The sequence below is a fragment of the Streptomyces sp. SL06 genome (genome assembly GCF_058244745.1).
On sequence record NZ_JBSYOT010000002.1, the window covers coordinates 1204016 to 1221353 of the forward strand.

General features: G+C 70.2%; 15 protein-coding genes and 4 pseudogenes. 10 read left to right on the forward strand and 9 right to left on the reverse strand.

The genetic code is table 11. From position 1 onward, the window contains the following. Nucleotides 1-6: 6 nt before the first annotated feature. Both AC4IHM_RS05325 and pcaDC read right to left on the reverse strand, forming a co-directional pair. The gene (locus AC4IHM_RS05325; RefSeq protein WP_490865923.1) at nucleotides 7-642 is read right to left on the reverse strand and encodes an MBL fold metallo-hydrolase; all 636 of its coding nucleotides are present in this window, start codon (nucleotides 640-642) and stop codon (nucleotides 7-9) included. Nucleotides 643-685: 43 nt separating this feature from the next. Further along, nucleotides 686-2068, reverse strand: coding sequence for a bifunctional 3-oxoadipate enol-lactonase/4-carboxymuconolactone decarboxylase PcaDC (gene pcaDC, locus AC4IHM_RS05330; protein WP_490865924.1), 1383 nt, complete (start codon nucleotides 2066-2068; stop codon nucleotides 686-688). A gap of 1239 nt (nucleotides 2069-3307) precedes the next feature. Here pcaDC and AC4IHM_RS05335 point away from each other — a divergent pair. From AC4IHM_RS05335 to uppS, 4 genes and pseudogenes are all read left to right on the forward strand, one after another. After that, entirely contained in the window at nucleotides 3308-3961 is a 654-nt protein-coding gene (locus tag AC4IHM_RS05335; protein ID WP_490865925.1) for an ABC transporter ATP-binding protein, read from the forward strand. 260 nt (nucleotides 3962-4221) lie between these two features. Further along, nucleotides 4222-4692 (forward strand): annotated as a pseudogene (locus AC4IHM_RS05340) (polyprenyl synthetase family protein); the annotation flags it as partial. Between the two features lie 86 nt (nucleotides 4693-4778). After that, nucleotides 4779-5117, forward strand: coding sequence for a hypothetical protein (locus AC4IHM_RS05345; RefSeq protein WP_490870768.1), 339 nt, complete (start codon nucleotides 4779-4781; stop codon nucleotides 5115-5117). 214 nt (nucleotides 5118-5331) lie between these two features. Further along, a complete protein-coding gene (uppS, locus tag AC4IHM_RS05350) occupies nucleotides 5332-7923 on the forward strand; it encodes a polyprenyl diphosphate synthase (RefSeq protein WP_490865926.1) in 2592 nt (863 codons plus the stop codon). Here the strand turns inward: uppS and AC4IHM_RS05355 are convergent. Further along, complete coding sequence (locus AC4IHM_RS05355) at nucleotides 7848-8498, reverse strand: hypothetical protein (protein WP_490865927.1); 651 nt, start codon at nucleotides 8496-8498, stop codon at nucleotides 7848-7850. The genes uppS and AC4IHM_RS05355 overlap by 76 nt on opposite strands. A gap of 138 nt (nucleotides 8499-8636) precedes the next feature. After that, nucleotides 8637-8765, reverse strand: coding sequence for a hypothetical protein (locus AC4IHM_RS05360; protein ID WP_490865928.1), 129 nt, complete (start codon nucleotides 8763-8765; stop codon nucleotides 8637-8639). 428 nt (nucleotides 8766-9193) lie between these two features. Here AC4IHM_RS05360 and AC4IHM_RS05365 point away from each other — a divergent pair, with 428 nt between their 5' ends. Both AC4IHM_RS05365 and AC4IHM_RS05370 read left to right on the forward strand, forming a co-directional pair. After that, entirely contained in the window at nucleotides 9194-9322 is a 129-nt protein-coding gene (locus tag AC4IHM_RS05365) for a hypothetical protein (protein WP_490871015.1), read from the forward strand. Then, a pseudogene (locus AC4IHM_RS05370) lies at nucleotides 9301-11172 on the forward strand (Tn3 family transposase); the annotation flags it as partial. The gene AC4IHM_RS05365 and the pseudogene AC4IHM_RS05370, both read left to right, overlap by 22 nt. Before the next feature lie 52 nt (nucleotides 11173-11224). Here AC4IHM_RS05370 and AC4IHM_RS05375 read toward each other — a convergent pair. Then, nucleotides 11225-11983 carry an SDR family NAD(P)-dependent oxidoreductase gene (locus AC4IHM_RS05375; RefSeq protein WP_490865929.1) on the reverse strand — a complete coding sequence of 253 codons (759 nt, stop codon included), beginning with the start codon at nucleotides 11981-11983 and terminating at the stop codon, nucleotides 11225-11227. Nucleotides 11984-12130: 147 nt separating this feature from the next. On the opposite strand from AC4IHM_RS05375, the gene AC4IHM_RS05380 reads away from it, so the two are divergent. From AC4IHM_RS05380 to AC4IHM_RS05390, 3 genes and pseudogenes are all read left to right on the forward strand, one after another. Next, nucleotides 12131-12766, forward strand: a complete 636-nt coding sequence (locus AC4IHM_RS05380; RefSeq protein WP_490865930.1) for a TetR/AcrR family transcriptional regulator — start codon at nucleotides 12131-12133, stop codon at nucleotides 12764-12766. Between the two features lie 175 nt (nucleotides 12767-12941). Then, nucleotides 12942-13379 (forward strand): annotated as a pseudogene (locus tag AC4IHM_RS05385) (recombinase family protein); the annotation flags it as partial. A gap of 180 nt (nucleotides 13380-13559) precedes the next feature. Then, nucleotides 13560-13955, forward strand: coding sequence for a nuclear transport factor 2 family protein (locus tag AC4IHM_RS05390; protein WP_490865931.1), 396 nt, complete (start codon nucleotides 13560-13562; stop codon nucleotides 13953-13955). Nucleotides 13956-14006: 51 nt separating this feature from the next. Here the strand turns inward: AC4IHM_RS05390 and AC4IHM_RS05395 are convergent, their stop codons facing one another. Together AC4IHM_RS05395 and AC4IHM_RS05400 are read right to left on the reverse strand one after the other, a co-directional pair. Further along, nucleotides 14007-14474 carry a MarR family winged helix-turn-helix transcriptional regulator gene (locus AC4IHM_RS05395; RefSeq protein WP_490865932.1) on the reverse strand — a complete coding sequence of 156 codons (468 nt, stop codon included), beginning with the start codon at nucleotides 14472-14474 and terminating at the stop codon, nucleotides 14007-14009. Nucleotides 14475-14565: 91 nt separating this feature from the next. Beyond that, a pseudogene (locus tag AC4IHM_RS05400) lies at nucleotides 14566-15045 on the reverse strand (SDR family oxidoreductase); the annotation flags it as partial. A gap of 74 nt (nucleotides 15046-15119) precedes the next feature. Here AC4IHM_RS05400 and AC4IHM_RS05405 point away from each other — a divergent pair. Next, entirely contained in the window at nucleotides 15120-15707 is a 588-nt protein-coding gene (locus tag AC4IHM_RS05405; RefSeq protein ID WP_490865933.1) for an NADPH-dependent FMN reductase, read from the forward strand. A gap of 47 nt (nucleotides 15708-15754) precedes the next feature. Here AC4IHM_RS05405 and AC4IHM_RS05410 read toward each other — a convergent pair whose 3' ends face one another. Next, nucleotides 15755-16513 carry an O-methyltransferase gene (locus AC4IHM_RS05410; RefSeq protein WP_490865934.1) on the reverse strand — a complete coding sequence of 253 codons (759 nt, stop codon included), beginning with the start codon at nucleotides 16511-16513 and terminating at the stop codon, nucleotides 15755-15757. 189 nt (nucleotides 16514-16702) lie between these two features. Further along, nucleotides 16703-17194, reverse strand: a complete 492-nt coding sequence (locus AC4IHM_RS05415) for an RICIN domain-containing protein (protein ID WP_490865935.1) — start codon at nucleotides 17192-17194, stop codon at nucleotides 16703-16705. Nucleotides 17195-17338: the final 144 nt, after the last annotated feature.

Consider the following 17338-nt stretch of genomic DNA (forward strand, 5'->3'; position numbering starts at 1 on the left):
GGGGTGTCACACCTGTGCGGAGCCGCCGGGGGTCAGCCGCAGGTGCTCGGAGCCGCCCAGGTCGCCGATCTGGCGGTCGTAGACCGGCCGGGCGAGGTCGGTGAGCAGGGCGTCGTGGATGTCGTAGGCGCGCCGCGGCCTGACCTCGCGGACGTACTCGATCACCTCGGCGATCTTGTTCCAGGGCGCCATGACGGGGAGCATCAGCGTCTCGACCGGCCGGTCGGGGACGGTGAAGGCGTCGCCGGGGTGGAAGACCTTCCCGTCGTCCACGAGGAAGCCGATGTTGGTGACGCGCGGGATGTCCGGGTGGATCACCGCGTGCAGTTCGCCGTGGACCTGTACGTCGAAACCGGCGGCGGTGAAGGTGTCGCCGTGGCCGACGGTGTGCACACGGCCCGGGAACGCGGCCGAGACCTTCTCCGCGACCGACTTCAGGGTCCAGATCTCGGCGGCCGGGTTGTCCTCCAGCGCTGCGCGCAGCCGCGGCTCGTTGAAGTGGTCGGGGTGCTCATGGGTGACGAGGACGGCGTCCGCGCCGAGGGCGGCGTCCTCCTCGCTGAACCCGCCGGGGTCCAGGACGAGCGTCTGCCCGTCCTTCTCCAGGCGGACGCAGGCGTGCGACTTCTTGGTGAGCTTCATGACCCCATCCTGCCGCCGCGCGTCGGCGCACGGGCGGCAGGGCTCACTCCGGCGGTGTCGTCTCCTCGCGGATGACCTGCTGGGCCACCCGGAAGGCGCTGCTCGCGGCCGGTACGCCGCAGTAGACGGCCGCCTGGAGCAGTACTTCCCTGATCTCGCCCGGGGTGAGGCCGTTGCGCAGGGCGGCCCTGAGATGCGGCGCGAGCTGGTCCGCGTGGCCGCCGGCGACGAGGGCGGTGAGGGTGACGCAGCTGCGGGCGCGCCGGTCCAGGCCCGGCCGGTCCCAGATCTCGCCCCACACGTACCGGGTGAGGAACTCCTGGAAGTCGCCCGAGAAGTCGTCCGCGTGCGCGAGCACATGGTCGACATGCGCGTCGCCGAGCACCTCTCGGCGCACCTTGAGCCCCGCGTCGTACGGGTCGGGCCGGCCCTGCCCGTGCGCGCGCTGCGGTACGACGGCCGGGGCGATCTCGGCGATGGGCGCGGCCTGCGGCGGCGAGGCGAAGGCCGGCTGGACGGGTGCGGGGGCCGGGGCCGCGGGGGCGGGGACCCCTGGTGCGTGGGTCGCGGGCCCGGTCGCACCGGGGGCCGGGGCGTGGGCGGCGGCCGGGAACGCGATCTGGCCGGTGGAGGCGTCCGGGGCGGGCTGCCAGGCGGTGGTGAAGTGCCGTACCAGCAGGTCGGTGACGGCCGCGGGCTGCTCGACCGGGACCAGGTGGGAGGCGCCGGGGACGACCGCGAGGCGGGCGTCGGGAATGCCGGCGACCAGGGTGCGGGCCTCGGCGGGGCCGGTGACCTGGTCGTCGGAGCCGACGAGCACCAGGGTCGGGACGCCGACCCGGCCGAGTTCGCCACGCACGTCGAACGCGGCGAGCGCCTCGCAGGCGGAGATGTAGCAGCCGGGGTCGGTGGTCCGCACCATCTGCACGGCCCACTCGGTGATCGCGGGCTGGGCGGCGGCGTACCCGCCGGTGAACCATCGCTCCGGCGAGCTGCGGGCGATGGGGTCGAGCCCGTTGGTGCGGACGATCACTCCGCGCTGACGGAACTCGTCGGCCGTGCCGAAGCGGGGCGACGCGGCGATCATCGCGAGGGAGGCGACGCGTTCGGGGTGGCGCAGGGCCAGTTCGATGCCGATGGCACCGCCGAACGCGCAGCCCGCGTAGCCGAAGCGCTGTACGCCGAGTCCGTCGAGGGTGGCCAGCAGCCGCGTGGTGAGTTCGGCGACGGAACCCGCCGGGTGGGCGGGGGCGCCGCCGTGGCCGGGCAGGTCGAAACGGAAGACCCGCCACTGCTGCGCCAGCTCGGGCACCTGACGGTCCCACATGTGCCATGTGGTGCCCAGTGAGGGACCCAGGATCAGGACAGGAGCGTCTTCTGGCCCGTCAAAGCGGTACTGCAGGGTGTTCTTCGGCGTCTCACTCACCTGCCCGACCCTCTCATCTGTCACGAGATGTCACTTCGCCGGGGTGAACCTACCGAGGCTTGCCCCGCCTCAGCGCTGCCGGATCTGCCAACGAGAGTCCAGGCATACGCTCCCCGACGCGCGCGCGTGGCCGTGCCGATGGTGGGCCCTCTGGGCGCACGCCCTCCCTCAGTCCCCCCCGTGCAGGCTCTCGTCCTCAGCGGCAGAGAAGGTGCTGTCACTGGACAACACGTACAACGGCTTGCTGCCGCCGAAGCGGGCGCCGGGAACGTGCGGCAGGCTCCAGGACTGCTCGGTGTGCGCGCCGCCGCGCCTGTGCATGGTGTTGAGGTGGGTGCGCTCGTCCAGGAGGTAGCCGCAGACGAAGGCGACCGAGTCCGGGGCGCCGCCCCGGTCGGCGCGCCCGGGAAGCCAGGGTGAGCGCGGCGCTCAGCGGTTCGGCGGCCCACTCCAGCGGAAACAGCATCGGTGCCAGCTCCAGCACCGCGACCCCTCCGCCGAGCAACTGCACCCGGGGCGTGCCGCCCAGCGAGGTGTCGAAGTCCCGGCGCATGGCTTCCCGGGTGGCGGCCCCCTGTTCCGGGGAGACCGGGTCGGCGTGGTGCTTGAGTCTGAGGTGTCGGTCGCCGTTGGCGGACTGCAGGTCCGGCGGTGACCAGACGGGCGAACTCCTCGGCGTCGGCAACGTCGTAGACGCCCTCGGCGAGGCGTCGTCGCAACAGTCCGGCGAGCTGTTCGGCCATCTCGGGGAAAACGTATTGCTCGGTCAGGAGTCGGGCTGTCTCGTCGAGGATCGGGGCAGGCTGGAGCCTCGTCACAGTCGTCATGGCAGGGGATAAAGCACTGCCCCCGCGAAAGCTCCGCGGTTTCGCACCCCGTGTTCTTCTGCGCACCGAGGCCGACAGTTTTCGCAGGTCACCCCTCGCGCAATCTATGAGTCTATGCATTGATCCGGTGGAAGTCTGCGACGGAGCCCTGATCTCAAAAAAGTCGAGCGCGGTCCCCTCGGTGGGCTTCAGGTCGGTGGCGCGGAGGAAGCCGGCGACCCTGCCGGGCATGTCGAGGGAGACCAGTGGCTTCGGGTGGGGCCGGGTGCGGAGTCGTTCGTCCGGGCGGATCGTCTCCTGGCCGCCGTGTCCAAGGAGGGCCGCAGCCCGCGGCGGACGGCACCGGCCTGTACGCCGTGTCCCGGCGCTTCTTCTCGCGCTACCATCGCGCATCTCAGTCGTTGCTGATGATGTGGATCATTCAACCCGGGCGCCCGCAGGTGCTCTTCTGCGTCTCCATGACGTCCGTAAGGCTTATGGCCGGCGCCCGGTACTGCGCGGGGTAAGCCTGGACGTGCCGCGGGGCTGTCTGCTGGGCATCGTTGGCGCGAACGGCGCCGGCAAGAGCACACTGCTGCGCATTTTGGCGGGTCAGGCCGCGGCCGACAGCGGGACGGTCCAGTGCCGAGGGCGGATCGGGTACTGCCCGCAGAACACCGTGCTGCACCCGGCATTCACGGTCGCCGAGCACGTGCGGTCCTTCCGGGCGGCCTACCGGCTCGAAAGCTGTGCGCGCGTGTGGGAGCTGCTGGAGGAGCTGGGCTTCGACGAGAGCCCTCGCAGCCGCATGCACACGCTCAGCGGCGGGACGCGGCAGAAGCTGAACCTGGCCCTGGGTTTGATGCACGACCCCGAGGTGCTGCTCCTGGATGAGCCGTATCAGGGCTTCGACTGGGAGACCTACTTGCGGTTTTGGGACATCGCCCAGGGACTGCGGGAGCGGGGCCGCGCGGTCGTGGTCGTCTCCCACCTCGCCTACGACCGCGAGCGCCTGGATGTGCTGCACCGGCTCCAGGACGGCGTTCTGGCCGCCGACCACAGCAGCGCCGCGGGAAGGGTCGCATGAGCCGACCGCAGTCTCCGGTCACCGCAGTGCGCGACGACACCTCCAGTTCCATGTCCGCGCTGCCGCGGCCTGCCCGCTCCGTGGGCTCCGGCGCAGGCCGGCTGGACCTGGACCGGATCGTTCGCAGCATCGAGGAGGTGCTGACCGTGTCCGTGGCCGACAAGGTCAGCGGCAGCCGTGCCGAGGAGCCTGGTCTGGAAGCGCTGCCGGATGCGGTGGGAGACTTCATCTCCGCGCCGGGCAAGCGCATCCGGCCCTCGATGTGCGTGCTGGGCTGGTACGCGGCCGGAGGCACAAGCCCCGTACCGCCGGTCCCGGTCCTGCGGGTGGCTGCCTGCCTGGAGATCTTCCACGCGTTCGCGCTCATGCACGACGACGTCATGGACGGCAGCGATCACCGTCGGGGCCGGCCGTCCCTGCACCGGACTCTGGCGGCGCACCACCCCAGCCGTCCCGGGGCTGACCGGCTGGGCGTGAACGCGGCCATCCTCGCCGGCGACCTGGTGCTGGTGTGGTCCGATGAACTCCTCACCAGCACGCCCATGACTGACGCGCAGACCAAGGCCGTGCTGCCGGTGGTCTACCGCATGCGCCGCGAAATCGTCACCGGCCAGTACCTGGACCTAGTGACCGCAGGCCGCCCCACCGACTCCCTGAGCACCGCCTTGCGCATCGCCCGGTACAAGACCGCCCAGTACACCGTGGAACGCCCGCTGCAGATCGGCGCCGCGCTCGCCGGCGCGGATCAGTCGCTCCTGCACGTGCTCAGCACCATCGCCTTGCCGTTGGGTAGGCGTTCCAGCTGCGCGATGACCTGCTGGGCACCTTCGGCAACCCCCGCCGTACGGGCAAGCCCACCCTGGACGACCTCCGCGAAGGCAAACACACCGCCCTGCTCGCCTGCGCCCTGCGCCGGGCGGACCGGGCCGGTCAGGAACTGCTTCTCCGCACGGTCGGCGCTGCGGATCTGGACGCCCGTACGGCAGCCCGCAGCCAGGGGCTGCTGGAGGAGTGCGGCGCCCGCCAAGCGGTGGAGGACCTCATCCAAGAGCGCCACCACCAAGCGCTGGAACGCCTGAACCACGCCCATCTGCCTGCCACGGCGGCATACGCGCTGCGCGACCTGATCCAGGCCGTGCACAACCGAACCGCATGACCGGCGCCGCTCTCGCAGTGACCCTGTCCTGTCACCTGTGCGCACCCCGGGGGCCAGAGCCGGCTTCCCACCGAATTCGTGGAGTGAAAGTGTCAACGAACCAGCACCACCCTGGCCACCTGCACCGGTCGCAGGACGGCGTCCCGACCGCCGGCCGACGCGGCGTCACCGGACGTGCCGCATGAGGTGGTGGGGGCGGTGTCTGGGGACAGCGGTGCGCCACGCTGTGCTGGAGCAGGCCCGCAACCGGCTCGCGCTGGTCCTGGTGCTCTTCTTCGTTCCGCTGTGGCTGACGCTCGCCTACCAGGTCCTGCCCAGCGCCCCGGTCCGGTTCTTCCTGCGCGCGGCCGACCAGCCCGTGGCACTGGGCGCCAACACGGTCAGCCAGCTGTCCGGTGGGCTGCACTCCCTCGCCCTGATCGTCGGGTTCATGATGTTCCTCGCTGCCAGCCGCTCCGCGGAATTCGACCACCGCATGGTGCTCGCCGGCTACCCGCGCATCTGCCTGCTGCTGGCTCGCAGCACCGTACTGCTCCTCACCGCGGCACTGACCGCCTCGTATGCCACGGCATGGGTGTGCTTCTTCTACCGGCCCGAGCGCCTGGGCGTCATGGCCGCGGCGTTCATGGTGGGGGCCCTGACGTACGGGGGCGTCGGGATCCTCCTGGCCGCGCTGCTGCGCAGTGAGCTGGCAGGGATGTTCGCCGTCATCATGCTCAGCTTCGTCGATCTGACGCTGCAGAACCCCGTCGCCAACCCTTCTGCGGACAGTCCGCTGCTGAAGTGGCTGCCCGCCTACGGGGCGATGCAGTCCGCCGTGTCCGCCGTCGACTTCACCGACACTCCCTGGCGGCACCTGTTGCTCGGCCTGTGCTGGTCGGCCGGGCTGACCACCGCCGGACTGGCTGCTTTCACCGCCCGCACCAGCGCGCGCACGCTCGCACAAAGGCTCCTGGGTCCGAGCACGACCAGGCCCTCCGCCCGCCTGGTCACCCTGCGTCTGCTGCATCCGGTGCGCGCCCACACCTACCGTCAGGCCCGTATCCGCGACACCACGGTCATCACCGGCTACGAGATCTGCCGCCGCCTGATGTGCCGGTCGGGTCCGGTGGAAGCGGCTCTCACCAAGCTCCTGCCCGCCCGTCTGCGGCCGTTGTTCTGGGCCATGTACGGATATGCCCGCTACATCGATGACCTTTCCGACACCCAGCACCTCGACCGGCAGGCACGTGGCGAGCGGGTCAGCCGGTTCAGTGAATCACTGGAGGGCGATCTGCGGGCAGGCCACAGCGAAGACCCCCTGCGTGCGGCCTTCGTACACGCCGTATGGACCTGGGACCTGCCCAGCGACGGAGTAATGGCATCCAACGCCCTCTACCGCCAGGACGCCAAGGGCCAGAGCACCATCGCCACCTGGGACGACTGGCACCGCTACTGGCAGACCCTCACCTTCCCCTTCGGCGTGAGGCGCCTGATGACCCTGCTCACCCCCGGCTTGGCCTTCACGCCCGACGACGCCCAGGCACTGCGCGCGTGGACCGACACGCTCAACCTCATCGACGCCCTGCGCGACCTACGGGAAGACGCCGCGGAGGGCTTCATCAAGCTGCCCTCCGCCGTGCTCGACGAGCACGACGTCAGCCATGAGGACCTCGCCCACGGCCGGGCGGACGGCCGGTATGCCGACATGGTCCATGCCATGACCACCCAGGCCCGCCAGTGGCTGGCTCAGGCCGCGACCGCCGGCGCCCAGCACCCACCCATGGCCGCAGCCCTGCAGACCATCATCGACCTGCACCTGCTCGAACTGGACCGCATCGACCGCAACCCCCGCGCACTGCTGCAGCGCAACTCCCGGGCCAACCCCGTCCGCTTCCACCTCACGCTGGCCCGCGGCCGACTCCGCACGGCCAGGGCCCGGCACCGCCACACCCAGACCGCTGCCACCACTCCTGCCACCATCCACCTGCCGCACCCCGCAGAAGGCGACCACGACACAACGCGCACGACCCCTCCGCTACCACCGGGGCCCCACCCCAGCGGGGTCCGGCCGCCCCAACTGCCCGCCCACCTGGTCCCCCAACACGTGGGGATCATCATGGACGGCAACGGACGATGGGCCACCCGCCAAGGACAGCCGCGCACCGCCGGCCACAAAGCCGGCCGGCTCGCGATGCGGGACGTCATCTACGGCGCCCTCGAAATCGGCCTGCCCCACCTCAGCCTGTACTGCCTGTCCTCGGAGAACTGGGCACGCCCCGCCGCTGAGATCCAGGCCATCCTGCGCCTGGTCCAGGACGGCCTCGTCATGGAAACCGAGGAAGTCTGGCGACGCAACGTCCAGCTGCGCTGGTCCGGCCTCCCCGAAGGTCTGCCACCGGACCTGGTGCGCGCACTGCGCCAGACCGAGCACCTCACACGCCACCGCACCGGCCTGACCGTGAACATGTGCATCAACTACGGCGGTCACAGCGAAATCACCCAAGCCGCACGCCAACTCGCCCGTCAAGCGGCCGCCGGGACCATCCAGCCCGACGACATCACCCCCCGCCACCTCGCCGCCCACCTCCACCACCCCGACCTGCCGGACGTGGATCTACTCATCCGCACCGGTGGCGAACAGCGCACCTCGAACTTCCTGCCCTGGCAGTCGACCTACGCCGAACTCGTCTTCCTCGACACCCTGTGGCCGGACACCGACCGCACCCACCTGTGGCAAGCCATCGACACCTACACCCGCCGCGACCGTCGCTTCGGCACCACCCCTTCCCCGACCAACCGTGACGAACAAGCGTTCGCCGGGTGATCCAACGTGGCCCGAGCCGGTTGAATGACTCCACCGGCTGGGCCGTAGGACGAGACAGGCACGCACGGGCCGGACGGCTTGCGGGCAGCTGCGACTGTCCGGGTTGGTTCCGCAGCACCTGCGGCGATCAGCCGGCTGTTCTCAACCATCAGCCGCTGGTTGACGTTGCGGAGTGCCTGTATGGCGGTCTCTGCCTGACGGCCGGCTGCGAGCGCCGCGTCTCGTTGCTCGCGCGGTTCCTCCATCTCGGTGTCGCGCAGCGAGCGGGCATTCAGGCCGTCGCGGAGGCGGGTGCCCAATTCGTCGGCGCGTAGCGTGCGCAGCTCCTTCTGGACTTCGTGCAGGGTCCGTTGCAGGGCGGCGTTCTGTTCCAGGAGCATGCGGTTCTCGACTTCGAGGGCAGCCTCCTTGCGGGCCGTCGCTGCTGCTGCCGCCCGCGGCCCGTCTCGAACGAGGTGGGCGCGGATGGTCTCGGCTTCCGCTTTGAGGTCGCGGCGGCGTTGAAGGTACTGGGGGTTGACGGCGGCGCGCCGGGCGATCTCCGCATCGGAGAGAGCCTGGCGGCTCTTGCGCATCGCGGCGAGGACAGCAAGAACCCGCTGTCGGCACGGCGCCGCCGAACGGCAGCCTCCCCCTGCCGGCATCAAGGACCTCGACCCGGCTGGCGCGGATCGTCGCTTGGCCTGGCTGCTTGCGCGGGGCGGCCGGGCGCGTCATCCGATCGTCCCTTCGGTGACGATCGGATCGACGGTCGGCTGGTCCAGACGCTGCCGTCCGGCAAGAACCGCCGCAACGGGGATGACGGTGAGGAACCGGTCCCTGGTGTGGAGCCAGGACTCCACCGTGACCCGTTCCTCGGGGGTGAGGGATCCGATGTCGGCCTCGCAAGCAGCGGTTGTACACCGGGCAGCCGTGCCCGTCGGCGCGGACGTTGTTCATCTCGTGGCAGCGCCCCGCGGGGACGGGCACCGAGCCGACGCCGGCGCGGATCCGGTCGGCGAGGTCGTCGTGGGGGTTGCGGGCGCGGATCCGGCCGCCGGTGAGGTCGAACTGGTACTTGGCGGCGACGGCGCGCACCGCTTCCACCCTCCGGGGGTGCGAGGGCCGGTAGTAGACCGGCCTCGGGGAACATCGGTACAGCGGTTATCGGTGAGAACGATCATGGTCGTCCAGCATGTGATCCACTTCGCCGCCGGGGTTCGGTGAAACGCCTCCGGGCCCGGTCCGGGGCTGGCTACAGTCCAGCTCGTGCCAGCGGAATTTCTGAGCGATGAGCAGGCCGAGGGCGTACGGAACATTCGCCGAGGAGCCGACGAGGCCCGAGCTGGAGCGGTTCTTCTTCCTGGACGACGTGGACCTGGACCTGATCGCCCTGCGGTCGCCCCGCGCGCCGCCGTGATGAGTGCGGCGGCCACGGTGGTCTCGCTGGTGCCCGAGGACGAGAACTCGGCCGAGGTCGCCATGCGGGCCGCGCTCGCGAACCGGTACGCGACGGTGCGGCCGTTCCTGTCGTTGCTGGGTGAGTCGAAGGCGTTGGACGCGGCGAGCGCAGGGAAGCGGGTCCTGGCCGTGGTGCGCGGCCTTCCGGCGCTGGCGCGGCGGAAGGTGGGGGCAAGCCGCTGCTGCCGCGCGAGGTGGACGACAAGCTCGTGCCGCCGGCGTGGCGCAAGGCGGTGTACGCCAACCCCGATCTGCCACAGGGTGCGGTGGACCGGGACGCGTACGTGGTGTGCGTGCTGGAGCATCTGCACCGGGCCCTGAACAACCGCGACATGTTCGCCGCACCGTCGCACCGCTGGTCCAACCCGCGGGCCCGACTGCTGGACGGGCCCGACTGGGACGCGGTCGAGGAGGACGTCCTGGCGGCCCTGAGCCTGGACATGCCGTCACCGAGCACCTGGCGGAGCTGGTGCGGGGCCTGGACGCCGGGTGGAAGCAGCTCGCCGAGCCTTTGGAGGAGGCGGGGCCGACGGCGAAGGTCTCCATCGAAGTGCAGGACGACGGGCGGGTGAAGCTGAACGTCGCGGGGCTCGGCGCGCTCGCCGAGCCGAAGTCCCTGACCTGGCTGCGCCAGCGGGTCGAGAAGATGCTCCCGAAGATCGACCTGCCGGACCTGCTGTTCGAGGTGAACGCCTGGACCGGGTTCCTCGACGCCTTCGTGCACCTCGGCGACGGCACGACCCGGATGAAGGACCTGCCCACCTCGGTGGTTGCGCTGCTGGTGTCCGAGGCGTGCGACATCGGCCTGACCCCGGTGGTGAACCCCGGCTACGAGGCCCTGACCCGGGCCCGGCTCGTACACGTCGACCAGTACGACCTGCGCGCCGACACCATCGCCGCGGCGAACGCCGCGCTGCTCGCCTCCGTGGACGGGCTGCGCTTCCAGGTGCCGGTGCGCACCATCAACGCCGCCCCGTCGCCGAAGTACTTCGGGTTCAAGCGGGGGATTACCTGGCTCAACGCCGTGAACGACCAGGTCGCGGGCATCGGGCAGATGGTCGTGCCCGGCACGCCGCGCGACTCCCTGCACATCCTGGACGCGCTGCTGAACCTGGACGGCGGGGTGAAGCCGGAGATGGTGGCGACCGACAACGCCTCGTACTCCGACATGGTGTTCGGCCTGTTCAAGATCCTCGGCCACAACTTCAGCCCGCGCTTTCGCGACCTGGACGACCAGCGGTTCTGGCGGGCCACGATGCCCGGCGTCGAGACCGGCACCTACGGCGCGGTGGAGGACCTGGCCCGCAACCGGGTCAACCCGAACAAGGTGATCACGCACTGCCGGACATGCTGAAGGTCGCCGGTTCCCTGGTCACCAACCAGGTCCGCGCCTACGACCTGCTGCGCGTGGTCGACCCGGTGGACGACACCTACCGACGGCAGATGAACCGGCAGCTCACCGTGCAGGAATCCCGCCACAAGCTGGCCCGGGACGTGTGCCACGGCAAGCGCGGCACCATCCACCAGGCGTACCGCGACGGGATGGAGGACCAGCCCGGCGCGCTCGGCCTGGTCCTCAACGCCATCGTGCCCTGGATCACCCGCTACATCGACGCCGCCGTCGTCCAGCTCCGCGCCGAGGGCCACGAGCTGCGGGACGAGGACATCGCCCTGCTCTCCCCGCTCAAGCACCGCAACCTGAACCTGCTTGGCCGCTACGGCTTCACCGTCAGTGTCCCTGCCGCCGGCGCCCTGCGCCCGCTGCGCGACCCGGACGCGACCGAGCTGGATGAAGACGAGACCGGCGCGGATGAATCCGGCGTGCCGTTGCCTGTGGCCCGGGACAGGCTCGCCCGGTCGGTCAGAGGAGGGCGCCGCCGGAGACCTCGATGCGCTGGGCGGTCATCCAGCGCAGGCCCTCGGACGCCAGCGTGGCGATGGCGTCGCCGATCTCCTCGGGTTCGCCGACGCGGCCGAGCGCGGTCTGCCCGGCCAGACCCTGGCGCATACCGGCGTCATCCCGCATGGCACCGCCGTTGAAGTCGGTGGCGGTCGGCCCCGGGGCAATGCTGTTGACCCGGATACCTCGGGGGCCCAGTTCTGCGGCCAGAGTGCGGCTCAGAGCCTCGACGGCGGCCTTCGAGGCGGAGTAGACCGAGGTCGCGGGACTGGTGTGGCGAGTCAATGACGACGAGACGTTGATGACCCGGGCGCCCTGCGCCAGCATCGGCACAAGCGACTGGATGAGGAAGAACGTGCCCCGCACGTTCGTGCCGAACACCGTGTCGAAGTCGTCGGCCGTGACAGCTTCCAGCGGACCGAAGACACCAACCCCCGCGTTGTTGACCACGATATCGAGCCGCGAAGCCCCCCAGCGCTCAAGCAGTCCGCTCAGCTCGGAAGTGAAGGCTCCGAAAGAGGAGACGTCGCTGATGTCGAGACGCACGACAGCGGCGGTCCCGCCCGCAGCCTGCACGTGCTGCGCCGTCTCCTCGGCCCCGGCCACATCAGCGCGATGAGCGACCACGACCCGCACCCCGCGCGCCGCCAGCGCAATAGCTGTACTCCGGCCCAGACCACGGTTCGCACCGGTCACCAAAGCGATCCTGTCGGCTGTCATCGGCTACTCCCTCATCACACGGCACCAGAGAGACATCGGGCACCGCCCTCAGATGCGAGTCGCTCGACTCGCCTGTCCATTGCAGCGTAGGCACGCCAAAAGAGGCGAGTCAAGTGACTCGCCTCATGTCTGGGGCATACTGCACGCATGGCAGCAGAGCTCTCCGCGCATCACCGCCGTCTCGCCCAGCAAAAGCGTGAGGCGATAATCTCCGCGGCCACGGACCTCTTCCTGAACCACGGTTATGACGGCACGTCCCTCGCCCGCATTGCCGAAGGGGCGGCAGTCTCGAAGTCCACCCTGTTCAAGCAGTTCCCAACCAAGGCAGCCCTCTTCGAGGCCATCGTCGCCGAGTCCTGGCAGCGTGATGCCACAGGCGCCGTCGCGCGACCTCAGGCCGGAGACCTGCGCTCCGGCCTGACCTCCATCGGTCACCGCTACGCCGACCTGATCGGCCGGCCCGGTATGGCAGCCCTGTTCCGCATCGTCATCGCCGAGCTGCCCCGCTTCCCCGAACTGGGGCGGATGCAGTTCCAGCTCGGCAAGCTGCCCTACTTCACCTCGGTCCAGTACTACCTGGAGTCGGAGCACGAGGCCGGTAACGCCGACGTTCCGGACGCCGAGAGCGCTGCCAACCAGTTCCTCGGGATGATCGCCAACTACGTCCTGTGGCCCCGCATGCTGCTGACCGACTGGAACCCTGCTGCCTCTGACATCCGCTACGCCGTCGAGCAGGCGGTAGAGACCACGCTCGCCCGCTACGCCTCCGATCGACCAGCCTGATCCAAGGCTGGAATTCGTACGCCGCCCCAGCATTGGAGGGGGCTCGCGGAGCCGCGACCGTGCGGGCCGTAGCTGTCGTCGAACGATCGAATGACGACAGTCGCAGCGGGCGTCCAACGAACCCGTGCAATCCAGGGGTTCACGGCGGCCCGGCTCCGCACGGAAAGGGCCCCGAGTGGCGAACCTGGTCCACAAGCGGGTCTCGACCGACCAGCAGTCCACCGCCCGGCAGAACCTCGTCCTGGACGAGGCCGGCATCGAGGACCCGGTCGCGTTCGAGGAGGACCCGGGCACCTCCAGCCGCCTCCACCCACTCCAGCGCCCGAAGTTCAGCGAGCTGCTCACGTACGCGCGGCCGGGCGACACCGTGCACATCTCCGAGATGTGCCGCCTCGTACGCGGCACCGGGCACATCCTCGACGTGCTCAACGTCCTCCACCGCGACCAGGTCGCCCTGCGCATCCACGACGGCGCGTTCTCCGCGATGGACCTCACCGCCCGCCACCCGCGCACCGGCGAGCTGCTGTCCACCGTGAAGTTCATGGTGCAGACCCTCGCCGCCGCCGGCGAACTCCAGCGCGACCTCCAGCGAGAGCTGACGTACGACGGGCTGCGCGCGGCCGAGACATACGCGGCCTGCTCACCCAGTTCCACCCCAGCCTGGAACGTGTCCTGGGACCCCGCCTGGACCACCAGGCCGTCACCTGGCTCCTGGAGCGCTACGGCTCCCCGGCCGCCCTGCGCGTCGGCAGTGAGCTGTGCTTGACGGTCCGCCTCTCGAGGAGGTCTGATCATGGACCAGTACACCGCCGCGCGGGACGACCGGGCAGAAGCCAACATCGATGTCGTACTCACCGCCATGCGGGAGTTGTTCGCCGACAAGGACCTCACCGCGATCGACCGGTACTGGGCCGAGCCCTACATTCAGCACAGCCCGCGGATGCCCAACGGACTTGCCACCCTGCGTGACGCCGTCACCGGGCTGAAGGGCTTCTCCTGGGAGCCGCAGCGGATCGCCGCCCAGGGCGACCTGGTCTTCACCCACAGCGTCGTCCACGGCTGGGCCCCGAACCCCGTGGCCATCGTCGACATCTTCCGGCTGGACGACGGACGCATCGTGGAGCACTGGGACGTCGTCCAGGACATCGTCTCCCCCGGGGAATCCGCCAACGGCAACGCGATGGTGTAGTCCCCGGCGGCGCCGCCCGGCGCGGGGTTGCCGTCGTGTCCGGCTTGCCGGTCAGTCGGGTTGCTTCTCCATGTGGTCCAGGACGCGCTGGGAGAGCCGGCCGAATGTCTTGAGCTGGTTCGGGGTCAGGGCGTCGATGAAGAGGCGGCGGACGTGCTCGACGTGCTGGGGTGCGGCTTCCTCGATCGCCTTGTAGCCGGCCGGGGTGGCGACGATGAACGCTCCGCGTCCGTCGTCGGGGCACTCCTCCCTGGCCACGAGTCCGCGTTTCGCCATCCGGGTGACCTGGTGGGACATGCGGCTCTTCTCCCACTCGGCGAGTTTGGCCAGGTCCAGGAAGCGCATCCGCCCGTTGCCTCTCTCGGTGAGGTTGACGAGCACGATGTAGTCGGAGGCGGACATGCCGGATTCGGCCTGGACATGCCGGGACAGCCGTCCGATGAGTATCTCCTGCATGCGGATGAAGCCGTCCCAGGCGGCCTGCTGTTCCGGGCCGAGCCAGCGCGGTGGTGCGTCCATGGTGGCAGTCTACGAAATTGTTGACATCTCATCTACCGACGGTGGCGGGATCACACCCCTTCTCAGTCGTCGGGCTTGGTGTGGTGTCTGTTCAGGTCTGGTTCTCGCCGCCGTCGACGTAGACGTTCGAGCCGACGACGTAACTGCTCTGCTCCGAGGCCAGGAAGGCCACGACCGCGGCGGCCTCCTCGGGACGGCCGAAGCGGCCCTTGGGCACGGTCGCGGCGACCTGTTCCCTGACGGCCCGAGCGGTCTCCTCGTCACCGAAGGCGGCGGTGCCCCCGGGCGTCTCGATCCAGGCCGGCGAGACCACGTTGACCCGGATGCCGCGGCCCTTGAGTTCGGTGGACCACGTCCGCGCGAAGGACCGGACGGCCGCCTTCGACGCCGCGTACGCACCGAACGCCTCCACTCCGCGGTCCGCGGCCGTCGAACCGACCAGCACGACCGAGGCTCCGTCGTTGAGCAGCGGCAACGCCTTCCGCACCGTGAACAGCGTGCCCCGGACATTGACCCCGAAAATCTGGTCGAAGTGCTCCTCGGCGGTCTGCTCCAGCGTCACGAACGCACCACCGGGTCGTCCGCGAGGGGCTGGCCACCATCCTCGGCGTCAGTTGATGTGACAACTCCACCAGAAGGAGGACCATGCCCCTTCGCATCGCGCTCATCCTCGGAAGCACCCGCCCCGGACGCCGCGGCGACCAGATCGCCGCCTGGGCGCTGGAGGCCGCCCGTGCCCACGGCGGCGCCGACTACGAACTCGTCGACCTCGCCGACCACCATCTCGGCAACCTCGACGAGCCCGGCAATCCGAACCACCAGCAGTACCAGCACGACCACACCCGTGCCTGGGGCGCGCTCGTCGACGGCTTCGACGGCTACGTGTTCCTCGTCCCCGAGTACAACCACTCCTACCCCGGGGCCCTGAAGAACGCCCTCGACCACGTCTACCGGGAGTGGAACGACAAGGCCGCCGGGATCATCAGCTACGGCGGCTGGGTCGCCGGGGCACGGGCCGCCGAGGCGCTGCGGCTCGTCCTCGCCGAACTCCAGGTGGCCACGGTCCGCGCGCAGCCGACCATCTCGACCCACCCCTCGTTCCACACCGGCGTCTTCGTCCCCCAGCCGGGCCTCGACACCGCCGTGGGCGGCATGCTCGACCAGGTGATCGCCTGGTCCGGCGCCCTGCGCGGGGTGCGCGAGGGCAGGGCACGGGCAGCCACGGCCGCGTGAGGACGGGTTCGCGGCCGATCACGTGGCGAGCCGTCGGACGCGGGCCGTCAGTTCTTGCGTGACACCTCGAGTCCTCCGTTCCCGGGGACGGTGACCGAGGTGAACGGCCCCTTGGGGGCGCGGACATGGGTGAGGTAATCGGCGTACCTGCGGCGACCGGAGACCACGTTGTCGCAGACGACGAGTGCGCCGGGGCGCAGCACGGGCGTGATGAGTTCGAGAGCGGGCAGTGCCATCGGGATCCAGATGTCGACGAGTACGAAGTCGACGGGGCCGGTCACGTCGCGCAGCGTCTCGCGCAGGTCGCCCGCGAGGATCTCGACCTGGTCGGACAGTCCCGCGGCGGTGAGGTTCGCGCGGGCCTCGGCGACCTTGGCGGGCTCGTGCTCCGTGCCGAACACCCTGGCCTCCACGGGGGCGTCGTCCCGGCCCTGCGGAGGCGGACCGCCGGCGGCGAGGTTGTCGCGGACGGCGGCGGCGAGGTAGATCGTGGACAGGCCGTAGGAGGTGCCGACCTCGACCACGCGGCGGGCACCGATGGCGCGGCACATCTGGTAGCACAGCGCGGCCTTGTGCGGGTCGAGGGCGACGAGCTTGTCGGCCAGCAGTGCCTTGCCCTCGGAGGACTGGCTGATGTCCCACGAGCCGTGGCGGAGCCGGCCCACGGCGGCGTGGGCGAGCATCGGTGCGAGCTTGGCGCGGATCTGGCGCCGGCTGCGGGTGCTCAACCGGTCGGCCACGGCGCGTGCGCGGTCGTCCAGCGGCGACGGCGCGTACTCGGTGACCTTCGGTGTCCGGCCGTTCATATGGTGCCTCCGGTGCGCGGTCGGCGGTTCGGCTCGCCGCTCGGGGCTGTTCTCCCGGCGGCGCGGGCTCTTGGGGACGCGACGTACGGACGTGTACGGCGGCGCGCCCCGGGCGACTCTGAGGTTAGGGTAGCCTAACCCGTCAGAGCCCGCGCCGACGCGGCACGACTCCGGGCCGGTTCGCGCTGATCAGTCCCAGCTCTGGTTGGCGGACCTCGGGTCCGTTCCGGGCCAGCAGGTCCAGGTGCGGAACCCGGCACTGCTGTCATCCGCGCAGCGGCTCGTGACCTGGTTCTTGAACTGGATGGTGCCGTCGTTCCACCGGTGCACGTACCAGCTCTGGTTGGCGGACCTCGGGTCCGATCCGGGCCAGCAGGTCCAGGTGCGGAACCCGGCGCCGCTGTCGTCGATACAGCGGCCGGTCGCGAGGTTCTTGAGCTGGCGGGTACCGTCGTTCCACACGGTCACCGTCCACTGCTGGTTCGCGCCGCTGTTGCAGGTCCAGGTGCGGAACCCGGCGCTGCTGTCGTCGATGCAACGGCCTGTGACCTGGTTCTTGAACGTCTGGGTGGCGAGCGTGGTGACTTCTCCCGTGTCCGCCGCGGCGGCCTGCGTGCTCAGCGCGCCGCTCAGTGCGAGCGCGCCGCCCGCCGCCGTGAGTACCAGCCTGTTTCGCCTCATGTGATCTGTCCTCCCAGTTCGCGAACGGGGCCGGCGGGTCTTGTCCCGCCGTCGCGCCGATCGCGTTCGGCACCTCCACATGGTTGGTCTTGCGCGCCGCCTGCGACCACACGCTTGGACGGTGCTCGAACAGGGCTGGTGGCG